We start from the raw sequence: 15,562 nt of genomic DNA on the forward strand, positions 1-15,562 counted from the left end.
CACTTCTGGAATTTATAAAGGGTTCCCTGAATGGGATCGCTTATTTTTATAGTCAAAACTCTCTAAAGCTATGGAAGCTGCTGTCTATGCCGTTTTTCTACTCTATTCAGCGAATGACATTGCAGCATCACTAAAACTCAAACCTAAACGGCTGGTCGACGATAACTTGGGCAATCCGGCAGAGGTTGGTTGTTATTTACTGAAAAAGAAACTGGTTCAAAAGGATCGCACCGTGCTGACGGACCTGAATAATGTAGCTGGAGGTACCGATTGTGTCATGAATAAACTGGGCATATGCCCGCGCTTCTTCTACTGGCAGTATGGTCAGAATGACGCCTGCGAATCCTCCGCCATGTACGCGGCAGGCTCCTGTGCCGAGCTTCTGCAGATAATTCTCCGTAATAGCAAGCGCAACCGTAATGCCCTGATGACGCACATCGGATTCCCTGTAGCAGTTCTGCAACCACTTCCAGGAGGAATTGCCGGACTCCTTGATCAGCCCAAGGAACCGGTTCATATCGCCCCGTTCCAGCGCCTGCACCTCTGCATCCACCCGGTCGTTCTCCGCGAAGAAATGCAGCGCCCGCAGCACCGCCCGGTCTCCGCACTGCTGCCGGAGCTTCTCCATGCTGCGGTACACATCCTCCGGTGTCAGGCCGCGCAGGACATCCCTGCCAAGCATCTGCGCCACAGCCCGCATCTCACCCGGCACCGCCGCGTAGTCCTCCGTCAGGTCGGCATGGTTGCCGCCTGTGCTCACGATAACCAGCGAATAGCCGCTGCCGCGAAAATCATACGCAACCCCGGTCACCACGGGCTGTGCGGGGTCTTCAAAATCAATGGCGACCAGCCCGCCATAAGCGCATGCCATCTGGTCGAGCATACCGGACGGCTTGTTCCAGAAGCGGTTCTCGGCATATTTTCCAATCTGGGACATGGCCAACGCATCCAGCGCGCCTTCATTATAGAAGGCACTCAGGATCGAGCAGACCAGCATCTCGAAGGATGCAGAGGAGCTGAGACCAGACGCAGACAGCACATTGCTGGTCACATAGGCCTTGAAGCCGCCTATCTTATGACCCGCCTCCACGCAGCCTGCCGCTATGCCGCGAATGAGGGAACAGGTAGGTGATTCGCCCGCGGCCGGTTCAAGCTGTCTCAGGTCAACCTCGCATTTGCCTGGATACCCTTCCGAGATGATCGTGATCACCGACTCTTCCACTCTGCCCGCTGCCGCGATCGTATCCAGATTAATGCTGGCCGCCAGCACTTTACCGTGATTATGGTCGGTATGATTGCCCCCGATCTCGCTGCGCCCCGGCGCGCTGAACAGCGCCACCTCCCCGCTGCCGTAATGCTCCTGGTAGGTCTCAAGCAGCGCGCTGTACCGGGTTAACTGCTCCTGCAGCTGATCCTTCCCGTACAGTTCTGTCATAAATGCCGCTGCGCGTTCGCTCTGCAGCAGCCCCTTCGTTTGCTCTATTGTTAACATCGTCGTTCCTCCCCATCTATTAAGACGATTCGATACACCGGCACGGCGGCTACGCTGTGGATGCCTGAAGCCGCTGGATTGCCGCTGAGGTGCGCTCCAGCTTTCGCATATGGCGCTCCCTCCCGACAAGGCGTCGCTTCCAAGATCAGCTCGCCGCCTGCAAGCTCAAGCGATTCTCTGAATCGCGCAAGTCCAATTTCCCACAGGTCACCGTTCCAGAAGTGATCATGCAGCAGCCTGCCCTGCGTGAATGCATAGCCCACATTCCCGGTATAATCAATCCGCAGCAGCACATCCTCCAGACCATCCGGAATGCCGTCCTCCAGATAGACCGCCGTCTTCAGCGGGCGAAGCGGCTTTACGGTCATGCCGATCCGCTGCTCTGGCACCGTTACACGGCAGGTTCGGAACCAGCCATCCCGCTCGGCGGACAGGGAACCGCTACCTTCCAGCACATAGGGAGCTGCCCGACCCTCCGAATGATCTTCCGTACGGTCTACCCCGTGTTCATCCGTATATTCACGGAACGTATATTCACGGAACGTAAATTCATGCTGCCCGAAGCTGTGAAAGACAAGCCCGCCACCGTCAACCGCAACCGGCACCTCCGAGAACAGCACGCGCTTATGGCCCCCTGCTTCGATCAGCCACATGGTGCACGCTTCCCGGTACGGCATCACATAGACCCGGAGCGGCTTGCCTTCTGTTCGGCGGATGGTGATCATGCCCGGCTGCTGATGCGGCACGGTAATCCGGTAGCATTGCCCATCCGCGTCATAGTCAACCCTGCTTGCCTCCGCTTCCACTGCCTCGATCCCCTCCGCTTCCCACACGAGCTCGCCGTCAATTCCTTCCGGCATGACGAAGAAGCAGGTGCCGCCGTTCTCCGACTCCAGCAATGTAACCGGCTGTGCCGTGGCGTGGCGGAGCCGCAGACCTGACAGCTCCATCCGGAGCGGCAGTATGAAAGAAGCCTTAGGCGCAATTGTAAGTGAACCGGATGCCGGCAGCTGCAGCGTCTCGCCCCCAAGTTCCATGCTGAACCGAACCCCGCAGTGCTCCTTCATCTCCACGTGATCCTGATAATTGTTCACGAACAGGAACCCCGAATGTCCGTCAGTACGGGCCGCATATCGCAAGGTTCCCGTATCCCCAGGCTCCAGCTCCCCCGCCCCATCCGGCAGCACAGTAGACATTGGAGCAAGCTGCGCGCCAAAGGATTGCAGGAAGTAATGCAGCAGCCGCAGCGGATGATTCGAAGATCTCACCTGCCCGAACTCTCCGATCGGAGCCTGGAAGTCGTAGGTGACTTTCGGCGTTGTGCTTTCGTTCAGATAGCCTGACTCCGTTACCGGATTCGTACCTCCGTGGAACATGTAATAACCGACGAAGTTGCAGCCTCCGGCGAGTTTCACCAGACTCATGGCTGCGGCACTCTCCGTGTCCACCTGGAATCTTGCGCCGTACCAAGTCTGCATGCCCCCGCCCATCTCGCAGCAGGCATACGGATATTTCGACTTCGGATAAGGCGGGTTGAAATCCCCCTTCGCTCCGTCCTCATGATAGCTCTCGAACTGATACTCGCGTGTCGGCTCCTGCTCCTTGCCAGTACCATTGTTGGACCAGGGCGTGTAGGCGTAGCCGCCGTAGAGAGGCAGCACCTCATCCTCCAGGACAGGGGCCCCGCCCCAGCCTGTGCTTGTGTAGATGGGAGCTTCCAGGCCCGCTTCCAGCGCAAGCTCCTTCAGCCGCCGCATATGTTCAGCGCCGCCGGTACCGCCGCTGATATATTCGTCCCCCTGCTTCGCCGTCAGCTCCCAGAGCGCAGCGGAGGCCTCAAATTCATTTTCCAGCTGAATGCCGATCACCGGACCGCCGTCCTTGAACATCAGCCCAGCGGATTGCCTTCCGATCTCATCGTACAACCTGCCCACATATTGCATGTAACCGCTATCATTGGAGCGAACCTCAAATGCTCGCCCAAACAGCCAATCCGGAAGTCCGCCATTGCGCACCTCGCCGTGACAGAACGGTCCGATTCGCAGAATCACATAGAGTCCGCTCTGACTGCACAGCTTGATGAACCGCTTTAGGTTGCGGTTGCCCTCCCAGCTCCATTCGTCCTCCTGCGCTTCATGATGATTCCAGAATATATACGTTGCGACAATTGTAATCCCCGAGGCCTTCATCTTGCCAAGCTCAGCCTGCCAGTGCTCCTCCGGGTAACGCGAATAATGAAATTCGCCGCAGATGCCAATATAAGGCTGCCCGTTCAGCTCCATATAATAGTTAGTGAACGAGATTTCATCCCCTGCAGGGCTCCGCCCGCCAAGCTTCAGAGAGGAACGGTATATGGCCTTCGTCGGCACATTGACGTTCAGCCGGTACTGCATAGCTGGTGCACCTCCTGATAAAAAGATAGCAAGCCGGGTTCTGCGTCCCGGCCTGCTGCTGTCTCATCGTGGCTTACTATGCTCTTGCAGAACGCTTGAGAACGGCAACGCCGTTAACAGGCAGATCCAGCTGGCCGCTGGCAGTCTCGCCCGTCTCAAGATTCGTGTACGGCTGCTGATCCAGCTCGACAGACTGCTCGCGGCCGCTGAAGTTCATCACGAATACATAGTCGGATTCGCCGTCTGTACGCACCTGAGCGGTTACGCCTGCCGGAAGCTCGGAGTCGAGTGCCTTGGCAAGACCAGCTTCCTTCACGATAGCCTGATAGAATCCGCCCAGAAAATCATCCTGAAGCCGCGCTGCCATATGATAGGCTTGACCCTTGCCCAGCTTGTTGACGGTCAGCGCCGGTCTGCCTGCATAGAAATCATCCGTATAACGTCCGAGTACCTCGGCGCCTTCGGTATGAATCAGCTCGCACAGCTCAACCACCTCGAAGCTGCCGTTCATGCCAAGAGCGTTGCCCTGCTCCATCGCCACGCCGTTGCGGTCGTAGTCATAGAGGCCTTCAATCTCCTCCGCCCAGATGCCGAGCGTCTTGCGCAGCGGTCCAGGGAAGCCTCCCAGATGGCACAGGTCGTTCTCGTTAACCACACCAGACCAGTAAGTCGTCACCAGCGTGCCGCCGTTCTCAACGAATTTCTCCAGCTTGCTGCCGGTCTCTTCGCGGCACAGATAGAGCATCGGTGCGATAATCAGCTTATAGCCGTTAAAATCATCCTCAGAGCCGATCACATCGGTCGGCACGCCCTGCTCCCAGAGCGCTCGGTGATGAGCCAAAACCGTCTCTTCATAATGGATGCCCGAATTGCGGGGACCCTGCGCATCCTTTACCGCCCAGCGGTTGTCCCAGTCGAACAGGATCGCGGTCTGCGATGGCGTCGGCGTTCCGGTAATCTCCGAGATGTCCGCCAGCGTGCGTCCCAGCTCGGCTACATCCTGGAACACCCGTGTATGCTCGTGGCCTACATGGTCGACAACAGCACCGTGGAACTTCTCACTCGAGCCCCGGCTCTTGCGCCACTGGAAGTACTGAACCGAATCCGAGCCATGTGCGACAGCCTGCAGCGAAGACAGCTTGTGCATGCCCGGACGCTTCAGCTTGCTGACCGGCTGCCAGTTCGTCAGGCTCGGCGTGCTCTCCATTAAGAGGAACGGCTTCTGCTTCAGGGAGCGGTACAGGTCATGATAGAACGAGATCGAAGCGCCAAGCTTGCTGTCATCCTGAGCATCATGCCAGGTCGGGTAAGCATCCCAGGAAATAACGTCGAGTATTTCGGCAAATTTGCGGTAATCCAGCCCCTCGATCATATGCATGTTGGTTGTGGCTGGCAGGTCAGGGTTAGCCGAGCGAACCGATTCGATTTCGTGACGGCAGAAGTCAACGGTCAGGTCCGTCACATAACGGCGCCAGTCAAGGTTCTGGCCGTGTACCATGTTCTCGCCATGCGGCGCTGGAGATTCCACCTGGCTCCAGTCTGTATACGTATGTGCCCAGAAGGATGTCCACCATGCCTGATTAAGCGCATCAAGCGAGCCGTATTTCTGCTGCAGCCATTGGCGGAAGCCGTCCTGGCAGTAGCTGCAATGGCAGTCGCCGCCGAATTCATTCGAGATATGCCAGCCGATAACAGCCGGGTGATTGCCATACCGCTCCGCCAGCTTGCCGTTAAGGATCGCCGTCTTCTCCCGATATACCGGTGAAGAGCTGCAGTGATTGTGCCGCATGCCGTGCAGGTTGCGGACCCGGTTCGCTTCCACGCGCAGAACCTCGGGATACTTCTCTGACATCCATGCCGGACGCGCACCGCTTGGCGTAGCCAGCCATGCGTAGATGCCGTTTGCCGCGAACGAATCCAGAACCTTATCCATCCATTCAAAATTAAATACACCCTCGGCCGGCTCGAATGCCGCCCAGGAGAAAATGCCGACCGCCATCACGTTGCAGCCCGCAAGCTTCATCAGCCGGATGTCCTCCTCCAGCACCTTCGGATCATGCAGCCATTGATCAGGGTTATAGTCAGCACCATGCATCAGTACCGGCAGCTTGCTGCTGACCGGAGGGAATTTCTTAGCCATTATCGTAATCGCTCCTTGTCTGAATCGTCATATGCTCTTATCTTACTCTAATAGTAGACGATAACCCGCCTGAACAAGTAGAATAGAACCATCCAATAATCGTACAATCTTCTCATGGAGGACTTCTTATGATGCCTTTCCTGCTGGCGGAGTTTGCCAATATGGAGCATACTCTGCCGCTGTATGTCTGCTGCGTAGGCAGCCATGAACAGAAGTGGCTGGAGCGCCCGGACGGCTACCATGCCCATCAGCTGTTCTTATCCCGCAGCGGACAGGGAACCTTCCGTATTGAAGGCCAGCCCGACCTGACGCTGACACCCGACACGATGCTGCTGCTGCCTGCGGGCGTGCCGCACGCTTATTTTCCCGATCAGTCCAGCGACCGCTGGGATCTTGGTTTTGCCGCCTTCAATGGACATGCAGCCGGCCCGCTTGTGGAACAGATGGCGCCCTATGCACGCACCGTGCTGACCACCTCCCGCTTCGACAAGCTCTGGGACCAGTTGGAATCACTCTGGCAGCTGATCAGCCTGAACGGGGAGCAATCGTACTGGGAAGCGTCAAAGCGGATGTATGACATGATGGTGACACTGCTGGAGGGTATTAGCGCGGACAAAAAATCCCCCGCCAAGCCTGCCGTCTCGTCAGGCGTGCAGCATCCCGGACTGCAAACCGCGGTCAAGCTTATCCACGACCACTATAACGAGCGGCTGCTGCTGGCGAATGTGGCAAGGGCCGCAGGCTATTCGCCGCAGCATTTTCACCGGCTGTTCGCCGCAAGCTACGGCATGACGCCGCAGCACTATATCCTCCAGCTCCGCATGCGGACAGCGGCCCAGCTGCTGAAGGAGGACCCTTCCGTATCGGTAGAACGTGTAGCGGAATCGCTCGGGATGGAAACAAGCTATTTTATCCGTATGTTCAAGCGCACCTATGGCGAGACGCCCAAGCGGTTCAGGGACCGGTAGCCCGGTTGCCTTCGAAGGGCTTGCTCAATGGCTGAAGGTATCGACAGAGGCGGCCGCAAAAAAACACCGCAACGGATCCTCTAGGAACCGTTACGGTGTACCGCATAAAATAGCCGCCGCCTACAATTTAATATTCAGCTCTGAAGCGGTGCTCCGGATAAAGGCAGCTCCGGCAATATTAACACAGCATCTGGCCCCTATTTCCTCAGCGAGCGCAAGCTGCTGCTTGCAAAAGTCGAGCGCCTTCCTGCGTGCTCCCTCATCAGGTGAAATCGGATTGCTCCAAGCACCTACCTCGGATATCATAATGTCCCGCTTCCACGCTTCATCCGCGTAGGCCTAGATGATCTCCCGGTCCGCATCTCCGCCGACCGGAAAGACTGCTGCCCGGAAGCCCTCGTTCTTAAGTGCCTCTGCCCAGGTTTCCGGCTCCGGGTTGTCGAGAAATACTTGTCCGCCTAAACGCATCCTGCCGCCCTCTCCTTATGTTTGAGTCGTATCTGCTCTCTTACCTTGATAGTCAAACAAGCCGTCAAGCTGCAGCAGCAGCTCTTCAGCACCGCCTTGAAGACAGCAGTCGAACCGGTGCTCGCTGCCCGTCTCTTCCTTGTTGATGAGCAGCAGCTTTCCCTTCGTCATATAAGGCAGCTGATTGGCCGGGGAAACCTGCAGGCTCGTCCCAATTACAAGCACCGCGTCAGCCGCTTCGATAGCCTGGCGCGCTGCATTCCAGGCCTGCTGCGGCAGATCCATCCCCTCCCCGAACAACACCACATTAGGCCGCAGGCGCCCACCGCACTGGCATGCCTCTCCGGCGAGGAAGGCCTCTTCTTCTGCCGGCCTGCCGCACCTCTGGCACCGGAAGCTGCGGATAGAGCCATGCAGCTCCTTCACCTGCACATTCCCGGCTAACTGATGAAGGCCGTCTACATTTTGCGTGGCAATGAGCTGAATGCGCCCCTCTCGCTCCCATCTGCTAAGCACCTCATGCCCCTTGTGTGGAACGATCTGCTTGAGATGGCGGATACGGGCCGAGTAGAAGGCGTGAAACAGCTCATAATTCTCCTCCAGCGCCTTGACCGTTGCCACTGTCTGCGGATTAATCTGGCGCCACCATCCCGACGGCGACCGGAAGTCCGGCACCCCGGCATCCACGGAGCAGCCTGCCCCTGTCAGAACAACAAGGCGCTTTGACGATCCAATGATTGCTGCAGCGGTTTGGAGCATGCTTGACCCTCCCTGCGGATAACAATGATAAACTCATTCCTTTAATTGGCACTAATGTATCATTCGCGGCAGCAGGTTGACAACCGCGCGGCACCTTGGACGCTGAATCTGACAAAAAGAACCGACTACCCGGGGTATGTCGGTCCTCAATAGTAGGTTGTTTACTTCATAAACGTGTTCCTTACGCGCTTGGATTTAAGGAAATACGGAATCCAGATTGCACATCCGACCATCGTCTGCAGGATGGATTTATCGGTGTAAGACACTTCTCCGCTGAACAAGCCTATTAGCCACCCCTCGAGTCCCCCCATCCCCACGGCGAATGTTCGTTTGTCAGATGCCAACCAGCAGCACGCTATTTCGCCTTCGGGTCCCAGCCCTTCAGCACATTAGGGATCGTCCATTCTGCTGCCTGCTCGCCCGTGAGCTGGCGGCGGGTACCCGTCACTACGGCTCCCGGGCCGTGATTGTTATACTCGAAGAAGCGGGCGTCTGCCGCCGAGAACCCGGACATATCCGTCCAGCCGATCGGATTAATATGCGCGCCCATCTCGGTGTTCATGAACACCACACTGGCAATGGCGTCCGGGTTGCCGCCCGGATGCCAAGGACGGCCCAGCCAGACCGTGCCCGGCGCTGCATCGCTCGTCAGCTTGCTGTTCACAATCAGGTAGCCGTAAGGCTCCGTAATCATCGTGCTGGCAGCTGTAATATAGCCGTTATTGCTGGAGGAGCCGCGATCCAGCGAGTGAATTGTACATTCGTCGAACACCGCGCGTGAGCCGCCGAAGATAAAGTCCACATCACCTTCAATATAACACTTGTAAAAATATTGGGTACCGCCGTTAGTCAGCAGTGTATCCTGGTTACCCAGGAAGCGGACATTTTCGAAGCGATGCCGATCTCCACGGACGTTTAATGCCACAGCTTGCTTGTTCTTCACATCAACCGATGCTTCATCGAATGAATTCTCGATCGTCAGATTCCTGACCGTAACATCACTGCCGCTTATGAATACACTCGCGCTGCCGCTCGTGCCGTAGGTTCCACCAGTGGGCTTCTCACGGCCTGAGTAGTTATCGTAGGTCAGCACGGTACCCTCGGCGCTTTCCCCTGTCAGCGTGATGAACGGCTTATTCGCGGGGATGGTTACAACCTCTTTGTACACACCATTATGGACGAAAATTTCAACCGGATCCGTATTGTTCGCCTGTACCGCGTCAATGGCTCCCTGAACCGTCCGGTAGTCACCCTTGCCATCCTGTGCCACAACCAGACGGCTTGGCATCGCCCTCAGCTGATCCCGGACATCGCCCGCCTGCCTGATATCGCCTGCTGCCAATGTTCTTCCGGAGGCGTCAGTCGAACGGGCTGCTGCCACTCTCGCATAGACACGGTCTTCATAGTAGCCGGTTGTCTTCGCGGTCTCCAGCAGTCTCGCGGCATAGCTTCCGCCCCATGAATAGCCGTCCCTGCGCTCCTTCTCAATCTCCTGGATGCTGTACTTAATGATGCCGTCCCGCCCGGAGAATATACCCTTGTTCGTGCCAATCTCATAGAACCGGTACCAGCTTACCGCACCAGGGTCTTTCACAAAATATTCCCCGTTTGGATCAGCCTTCACATAACGAATGCCTTCCAGCTTTACATCTTCGAACCATTTCAGCGCTCCCGCTACCGCCCGCTTGATCTCCTCCGTCTGCTCTGGCCGGGACATCAGGTACCGGATAATGCCGACCGATTCCGATCCGGACACCGAGGGATGCTCGTAAGCCCGTGCGCCGCGCGGCTCATATGTGAGAGGATCATGCTGCGCACACCATGCCGCCAGCACGCCATCCACCTTGATCTGCGACTTGAGGATGTATTCAATTCCCTTATCCCGGGCCTGCTTCAGCTGCTCCAGCCGCTCCGCGTCAACCAGGTCCGTATCATACGGATAATTCCTCGCCAGCATGTCGTCAATCAGATCCAGCACGTTAATCATGGCATTATCATTGAATGTCACATAGTTGGAATAATAGACGCCATCCCCCGGATTGCCGCGCTGCGGATATACCTGCGGCCAGCCGCCGGTCTCAACCTGCATGGTCAGCAGAAAATCCACGCCCCGCCGCACGCTTTCCTTGAACGCTTCATTGCCGGTTTCCCGGTATACCTCTGAGATAAAACGCAGCTCGTTAATTGTTGCATCATTATCAATTGTGCCAAGCTCAACGCCGGTCGGGCTTGTCTGTGAGGATTTGGGCTCCTTCCCATCCCACGCTCTGTCATAAGGCATCGCCTTCGTCCAGCCGCCGTGATCCATCTGCCAGGATACCAGGTTGTTCGCCTTCCGTACAGCATCCCCCAGATCACCGGCAAAATCATCCGCAGCTTCCTCACCCTCAATAAGTCCGCCATCCCCGAATGTTTCCACTGTCTCGAAGAACAGCACCGTGTTGCCATAACGGTTCTCGCCTGCCGCCGCTTTCGTCAGCTGCAGATCCTTAAAGGCCGGAGTCAGCGACTTCCAGCTGCCCGTCGGCACACTAAGCACGATGTCCTTGACATCCACCTCCTTCAGCTTGCCGTTCAGCGTAACAGCTGCAATATTACTGGCTACGGCATGAACGCCTGCAATACGAATGTCGTCAGCTCCCAGTGCGCCCTTGACCTTCTTCTCCAGCAGCTCTCTAATAAATTCAGCCTCGCCAACGGTCAGATAATCCTTCTGGCCAAAGCCCCTTCCGCCCTCAGCCGACATGTAGCCTTCCTTCGTAACCGCCCCTATGGCGCCTCTGCTATCCTTGCCGGCCTTCAGCTTCAATGCCTTGGCAAGCATAACGGCAGCGTCTCTGCGGGTCAGCGGCTCTTCCACTGCAGCGGGGCCTTCCTTGCCGTCTACCGCATATCCCGCTTCACGTGCGGCTTCTATAATATAGGCATCCCAGTCCGCAAGGGACTTGCCCCATATCTCGGACTCAAGCTTCACATTCTTGTAGGTATCTTCATGGGTAAAGCCCAGTGTATCGTTAAGCAGCGACATGAATGCAATCCCTGTAACGGGTTCTCCAGCAGACTGCTCGCCAGCCAGCATGCCAAGCGACTCCAGCTTGCGGACCAGCAGGCCGCCGAGCAGGTCTTGAACCTCAACCTCCACCAGTTCAACAGGTGCCGGGGTGTCCGACTCCGGCCTGTTGTGTACCCGCAGATGATCGATATTAGCCCCGCCGCTGTTTCCTGTAGCCGTAGCCCGGATTACATTCGTTCCTTCCCTCAGGTTCACCTTCACTGAAGTGGTCAGCCAGGTGGCAAAGTCTCCCGTCGGCTGGAAGCTGAGCTTCGGTACAGCCACTGTATCGCCAACCTTAATTTCGGCCGGCCGGTCCTCTGCTGCGCCGGAGGCATACCGGAATTCAAGCGTGTACTCACCCGCCTCCGGCACTTCTACTGTCCATTCCAGCCATCCGCCTGACGTGTTCGGGTTATAGTCCACGAATCCTGTTCCCGTAAAGCCCGCATGCTTGTTGTCAATGATCGCTCCCGATAGTGCGGCGTTCTCGGCTTCATAAACCATGTCAAACACCTGTCCAGCACTGCCGGCTGCAGTCGTTCCACTAACCGCTTCTGCTGCCGCCGTCTCTGCAGCGTACCCCTGCTTAGGCTGAAGAGCCAGAACAGGTGCAGTCACAAGCGCGGATGTCAATGCCAAGCTAACCAGCTTTTTTGCATGCTTTGCCTTCTTCAAAAGATCGTTCCCCTTTCATCCATTAGAATGGTATCCAGCGACACCATGATTATATGTAAGCGCTTTAAATCACGTATATAATCTTTATCTCTGATCCGGTGTAATCATGGGCAGGCTGGTTGAACCTAATCTAATGATTATGGCGGAATGTAAATTTAGGGTCATAGCAGCATATTTATCCTCCCGGTAACAAGCTTATATAAGGACAGTTCTCAGAGAAGGGTGGTATACTCCTCTTATAAATGAACAGGCAGAGAGTACGCTGGCCCAGGTTGCGGTATTAATTCTAATCATATAGAGGTGCTGCATTTGACAAAGATAGATAACCCTTGGATCAAACTATTGACCCGAATTAATCAAGAGGATTATGAAGCCATTCAGTTACTGGAGCAGACATGCTGCAGGGAAGACAGGACCGCCTTGAAGCTTGAGCTGGATTATAAGCTGGCGGCCGGAGAAGCAATGGCGTCCGATTCATCGGCCAGCCGGCATATTAACGATTTCCTCTTCTATGACGGTTCCAATCTGGTCGGCTACATAGGGATTAGCGATTTCGGAGGCGCTGGCATACCGTTTGAAGTGAATGGTATGGTCCACCCCGAGTATAGGCGGCAGGGAGTATTCAAGCAGCTAAGCGGGCTGCTCATGGATGAGTGGAAGCGGCGGACCCCCGCGGCGGATATGCTTCTGCTGACTGACCGCAGCTCCGTTCCGGGCCAATCATTTGTCAAAGGAACCGGCGCGGTGTATAAGCATACCGAGTACGAGATGTTCCTTCAAGCCGACCGCCCCGCTGTCCAGCCGGACAGGGTTAATGTTTCGCTGCGTAAAGCTAATAATGCAGATGCCCTTGAGATCAGCCGGCAGAATAACATCTACTTCCATAACGAGCTGGAGTGTGATCCAGCAGCCGAAGCGGATGGTGACATGCTGCTGCCCGAAGAGGAAGAGAAGAAGGGGATGACCACCTATCTTGCGGAAGTAGACGGACAGGTTGTCGGTAAGGTCCACATTCAGCTGACGCCAGCTTTAGGCGGCATCTATGGACTCGGGATCTTGCCTGAGTATCGCGGACTGGGATATGGCAGGGCGACTCTTCTGATGGCAATTGCCAAGCTGCAGGAGGCGAAGGCCGCTGCTATCATGCTGCAAGTGGCTGCCGACAATGCAGGCGCGCTTCAGCTCTATAAATCATGTGGTTTCGAGGAGACCTCGACGATGGATTATTACATACTCACAAGGCAAGCTGCTGCAGCCCAATAAACAAAAACGGCGGTTGTATCCCTGTTCAACGGGGTATCAATCGCCGTGTGCTTCTATTACCCTTAAGATACACTAACGGTTGTCTGCCAGCCAAGCCTTCGCATAGTCCACCGCTTCCTTCACGCTGAACAGCCGGCACTCGGCCCTGCCGATTCTCCCCACATTAACCGCGACCCGTCTCTCCATATCCGCTCCCAGATTGGCAAAATCATCCGCATCGTAAGCATAATCAGTGAACGTCTTCCATACACGCTCTCCCTGCTCCAGCATGGCAGTGCCCATCTGCTTCTCCGGCATGTCGGCCAGCTGTGCCTCCGCCAGGTGAAAGCTCGTGCAGGAATCGTAGCCTACACCCAGCAGCAGAACCTTCGCATTAAGTTCATACAGCTTACCCAGCGGGGAAGACAAGCCGAATTGCGGGGTCAGCGGATGCTCAGCAGTAATGAATGCGGCATGACGGCCATTTGCACAAAAGGATACCTGCGGGTGACCCGATCTTACCGTTCCCGGGAATGTGCGAAACAGCTCCGCAATCCGGCCCATGCCACGCGTCGGCGTGACGGCCGGGTCGTAAGCAGGCAGTTCCTTATAAATGATGTCGATCCACTCCTGTGGCACCGGCGGGTTTCCCCATTCAGCAGGGTCGGACCAATCGCCGCTTTGCGCAGGCATAATTAGCGTGCCCCTGCTGCCTACTGCGGCCAGCAGAGCCTGCACAACCGTCTGCGGCCCGCCGCAAACCCAGCCCAGGCTCGAGAGCGACGAATGAACGATAACGGTATCGCCTTCGCCAACCCCGAGTCCTCTCAGCTCCTCCCGCAGACTGCTCCGTGTTACCGGCCACTCCGATGATTGAATTAGTTCCTGTTCACTCATGATTCATTCTCCTATGATATATATCATTTACAACAACACGCCTGTCCCTTCCAGGGAACAGGCGCTAAAGTAATTGTAGCACACCTTTTACGGCGTGGTTGTATTTACCAGCAGTTTATTATTACAGGAACCCTTCCAGCGCAATTGTCGGCTTCATATCCGACTGCCATGCTCCTTTGCTGTAACCGCCATTGAGGGGTACAGGGACATGCCAACTATATCAAAATTAGCCCCGTTGCTGATCAGGCTCCCTATATTCCATCTGTACAGCGAATTGTCATTGCCATTGGCAAGATGGACAATCGTTGCCGATTTGTACACGCCTTGACTCTGCATGGCGAACATAACATCACGGGTATGGTTGTAGACCGCATCCATCAGCTGCTGGAAAGTATAGTTCCTCCATGCTGCCGGTTTCGTCAATGTGTTGATACAATTTGGATCAATACCTGCTAAAGAAAAGGAGCGGACTGCTCCGCTCCCTCTATATTCATTCCGTCAGGCACACTACGGCTGCATGGAATACTACTCGTTTACACGAAATACCTCGCGGTCATTCCACGGCTGCACTGGCCTGTGATTGTCCGGGAAGATCGATGCAAAGGCGTCAATCTGCTCCTGTGAAACCTCAATTGGTTCCTGCATAACCGTCCACTCCACACCTTCGGAGCATGGCGGCGTCGTAAGCGAACCGTCATAGCGGAACACATCCTGGGTCTGCGGCAGCAAAGCCGGAAGGTCGATGGTCTGGTCCAGTGCGATGCTCTCCTCCGTCTTCTCGGCAGGCAGCTTCGACCACAGCTCAGCCAGTGCCTCGTTCGCATCCCCAGCTTTCATCAGAACACCCACAACAGCAAGCTTCCCGCCGGCATCCTTATGAACAAAATGCAGCTCCATATCGAGATTCTTGCCGTCTATCTGATGCTCAGAAGGGACATGAAAGTGGAACTGGGCCAGCGTATATTCCTTGCCGTCCAGCGTGATCGTGTTATCCTGTGTGACAGCATCCGCACGAATCGTGTCCCCGTTATTCGTAATCGTAAATTGGCTCGGGCGATAATTGATTTCGATTGCCTGGGCCGCAGTGGCATCCGCCTTTATTTTTGCTTGCTCAAGATTGATCGGCGACTGCTCCAGGCCGCTGCTGCATGCCCGGTTCTCTGTCCCTAGCTCGCCCCAATGCTCCGGTCCGGTCTCTCCCCCATACGACCAGTGAACAGCATGTGCTTCCGTACCGGCAGCTGGTGCGGACGGTGAGGACGGCGTAACCTTCGACGATCCTCCGTTACCGGACTGCGAAACTGTAGAAGAGCAGGCCGTTAACGATACAGCCAGTGATGCTGCGAGCAGCGTCTTTCCCCATAATTTGCGCATGATTTCATCCACCTCTCTATAATGTGGACCTATCATAGAGGATTGGATCACGGCAAGCAATAATTTCCACGATTTTGTAACAATAAATTAATATTACAT

At 55.9% G+C, this 15,562-nt stretch carries 12 protein-coding genes and 1 pseudogene; 2 read left to right on the forward strand and 11 right to left on the reverse strand.

What is annotated here, in order from left to right:
- Positions 1–196 precede the first annotated feature (196 nt).
- The 3 genes from L1N82_RS17305 to L1N82_RS17315 form a co-directional block, all read right to left on the reverse strand.
- A complete protein-coding gene (locus tag L1N82_RS17305) occupies positions 197–1,492 on the reverse strand; it encodes a galactokinase (RefSeq protein WP_235288716.1) in 1,296 nt (431 codons plus the stop codon).
- On the reverse strand, positions 1,486–3,885 hold the full coding sequence (locus tag L1N82_RS17310) for a beta-galactosidase (RefSeq protein ID WP_235288717.1): 2,400 nt from the start codon (positions 3,883–3,885) through the stop codon (positions 1,486–1,488). The genes L1N82_RS17305 and L1N82_RS17310 overlap by 7 nt, the downstream gene beginning before the upstream one ends.
- Positions 3,886–3,961: 76 nt before the next feature.
- On the reverse strand, positions 3,962–6,025 hold the full coding sequence (locus L1N82_RS17315) for a beta-galactosidase (RefSeq protein WP_328284494.1): 2,064 nt from the start codon (positions 6,023–6,025) through the stop codon (positions 3,962–3,964).
- Positions 6,026–6,153: 128 nt separating this feature from the next.
- Here L1N82_RS17315 and L1N82_RS17320 point away from each other — a divergent pair, with 128 nt between their 5' ends.
- Entirely contained in the window at positions 6,154–6,993 is an 840-nt protein-coding gene (locus tag L1N82_RS17320) for an AraC family transcriptional regulator (RefSeq protein WP_235288718.1), read from the forward strand.
- Between the two features lie 120 nt (positions 6,994–7,113).
- Here L1N82_RS17320 and L1N82_RS17325 read toward each other — a convergent pair whose 3' ends face one another.
- The 5 genes from L1N82_RS17325 to pelA all read right to left on the reverse strand — a co-directional run bounded on the left by L1N82_RS17325 (position 7,114) and on the right by pelA (position 11,914).
- A complete protein-coding gene (locus tag L1N82_RS17325) occupies positions 7,114–7,299 on the reverse strand; it encodes a sugar phosphate isomerase/epimerase (protein ID WP_235288719.1) in 186 nt (61 codons plus the stop codon).
- Between the two features lie 33 nt (positions 7,300–7,332).
- On the reverse strand, positions 7,333–7,461 hold the full coding sequence (locus tag L1N82_RS23295; protein ID WP_268822027.1) for a hypothetical protein: 129 nt from the start codon (positions 7,459–7,461) through the stop codon (positions 7,333–7,335).
- A 15-nt stretch (positions 7,462–7,476) separates the two neighbouring features.
- The gene (locus L1N82_RS17330; RefSeq protein WP_235288720.1) at positions 7,477–8,220 is read right to left on the reverse strand and encodes an SIR2 family NAD-dependent protein deacylase; all 744 of its coding nucleotides are present in this window, start codon (positions 8,218–8,220) and stop codon (positions 7,477–7,479) included.
- Positions 8,221–8,381: 161 nt separating this feature from the next.
- Entirely contained in the window at positions 8,382–8,531 is a 150-nt protein-coding gene (locus L1N82_RS23615; protein WP_407946773.1) for a DUF2569 family protein, read from the reverse strand.
- Between the two features lie 44 nt (positions 8,532–8,575).
- A complete protein-coding gene (pelA, locus tag L1N82_RS17335) occupies positions 8,576–11,914 on the reverse strand; it encodes a pectate lyase (protein WP_235288721.1) in 3,339 nt (1,112 codons plus the stop codon).
- 345 nt (positions 11,915–12,259) lie between these two features.
- On the opposite strand from pelA, the gene L1N82_RS17340 reads away from it, so the two are divergent.
- The gene (locus L1N82_RS17340; protein WP_235288722.1) at positions 12,260–13,213 is read left to right on the forward strand and encodes a GNAT family N-acetyltransferase; all 954 of its coding nucleotides are present in this window, start codon (positions 12,260–12,262) and stop codon (positions 13,211–13,213) included.
- A 72-nt stretch (positions 13,214–13,285) separates the two neighbouring features.
- On the opposite strand, the gene L1N82_RS17345 is transcribed toward L1N82_RS17340, so the two are convergent.
- From L1N82_RS17345 to L1N82_RS17355, 3 genes and pseudogenes are all read right to left on the reverse strand, one after another.
- Positions 13,286–14,089: an aminoglycoside N(3)-acetyltransferase gene (locus tag L1N82_RS17345; RefSeq protein WP_235288723.1), complete on the reverse strand. Its 804-nt coding sequence runs from the start codon at positions 14,087–14,089 to the stop codon at positions 13,286–13,288.
- Between the two features lie 192 nt (positions 14,090–14,281).
- Positions 14,282–14,506, reverse strand: a pseudogene (locus L1N82_RS17350) (glycosyl hydrolase 53 family protein); the annotation flags it as partial.
- A 108-nt stretch (positions 14,507–14,614) separates the two neighbouring features.
- A complete protein-coding gene (locus tag L1N82_RS17355) occupies positions 14,615–15,463 on the reverse strand; it encodes a carbonic anhydrase (protein WP_235288724.1) in 849 nt (282 codons plus the stop codon).
- Positions 15,464–15,562: the final 99 nt, after the last annotated feature.

This window comes from Paenibacillus tarimensis (genome assembly GCF_021532315.1).
Taxonomy (GTDB): Bacteria; Bacillota; Bacilli; order Paenibacillales; family Paenibacillaceae; genus Paenibacillus_I; species Paenibacillus_I tarimensis.

Excerpts from the sequence above, each read along its gene's own strand:
- L1N82_RS17305 (WP_235288716.1), bottom strand. The coding sequence starts at position 1,492 with ATGTTAACAATAGAGCAAACGAAGGGGCTGCTGCAGAGCGAACGCGCA.
- L1N82_RS17310 (WP_235288717.1), bottom strand. The coding sequence starts at position 3,885 with ATGCAGTACCGGCTGAACGTCAATGTGCCGACGAAGGCCATATACCGT.
- L1N82_RS17315 (WP_328284494.1), bottom strand. The coding sequence starts at position 6,025 with ATGGCTAAGAAATTCCCTCCGGTCAGCAGCAAGCTGCCGGTACTGATG.
- L1N82_RS17320 (WP_235288718.1), top strand. The coding sequence starts at position 6,154 with ATGATGCCTTTCCTGCTGGCGGAGTTTGCCAATATGGAGCATACTCTG.
- L1N82_RS17325 (WP_235288719.1), bottom strand. The coding sequence starts at position 7,299 with ATGATATCCGAGGTAGGTGCTTGGAGCAATCCGATTTCACCTGATGAG.
- L1N82_RS23295 (WP_268822027.1), bottom strand. The coding sequence starts at position 7,461 with ATGCGTTTAGGCGGACAAGTATTTCTCGACAACCCGGAGCCGGAAACC.
- L1N82_RS17330 (WP_235288720.1), bottom strand. The coding sequence starts at position 8,220 with ATGCTCCAAACCGCTGCAGCAATCATTGGATCGTCAAAGCGCCTTGTT.
- L1N82_RS23615 (WP_407946773.1), bottom strand. The coding sequence starts at position 8,531 with ATGGGGGGACTCGAGGGGTGGCTAATAGGCTTGTTCAGCGGAGAAGTG.
- L1N82_RS17345 (WP_235288723.1), bottom strand. The coding sequence starts at position 14,089 with ATGAGTGAACAGGAACTAATTCAATCATCGGAGTGGCCGGTAACACGG.
- L1N82_RS17355 (WP_235288724.1), bottom strand. The coding sequence starts at position 15,463 with ATGCGCAAATTATGGGGAAAGACGCTGCTCGCAGCATCACTGGCTGTA.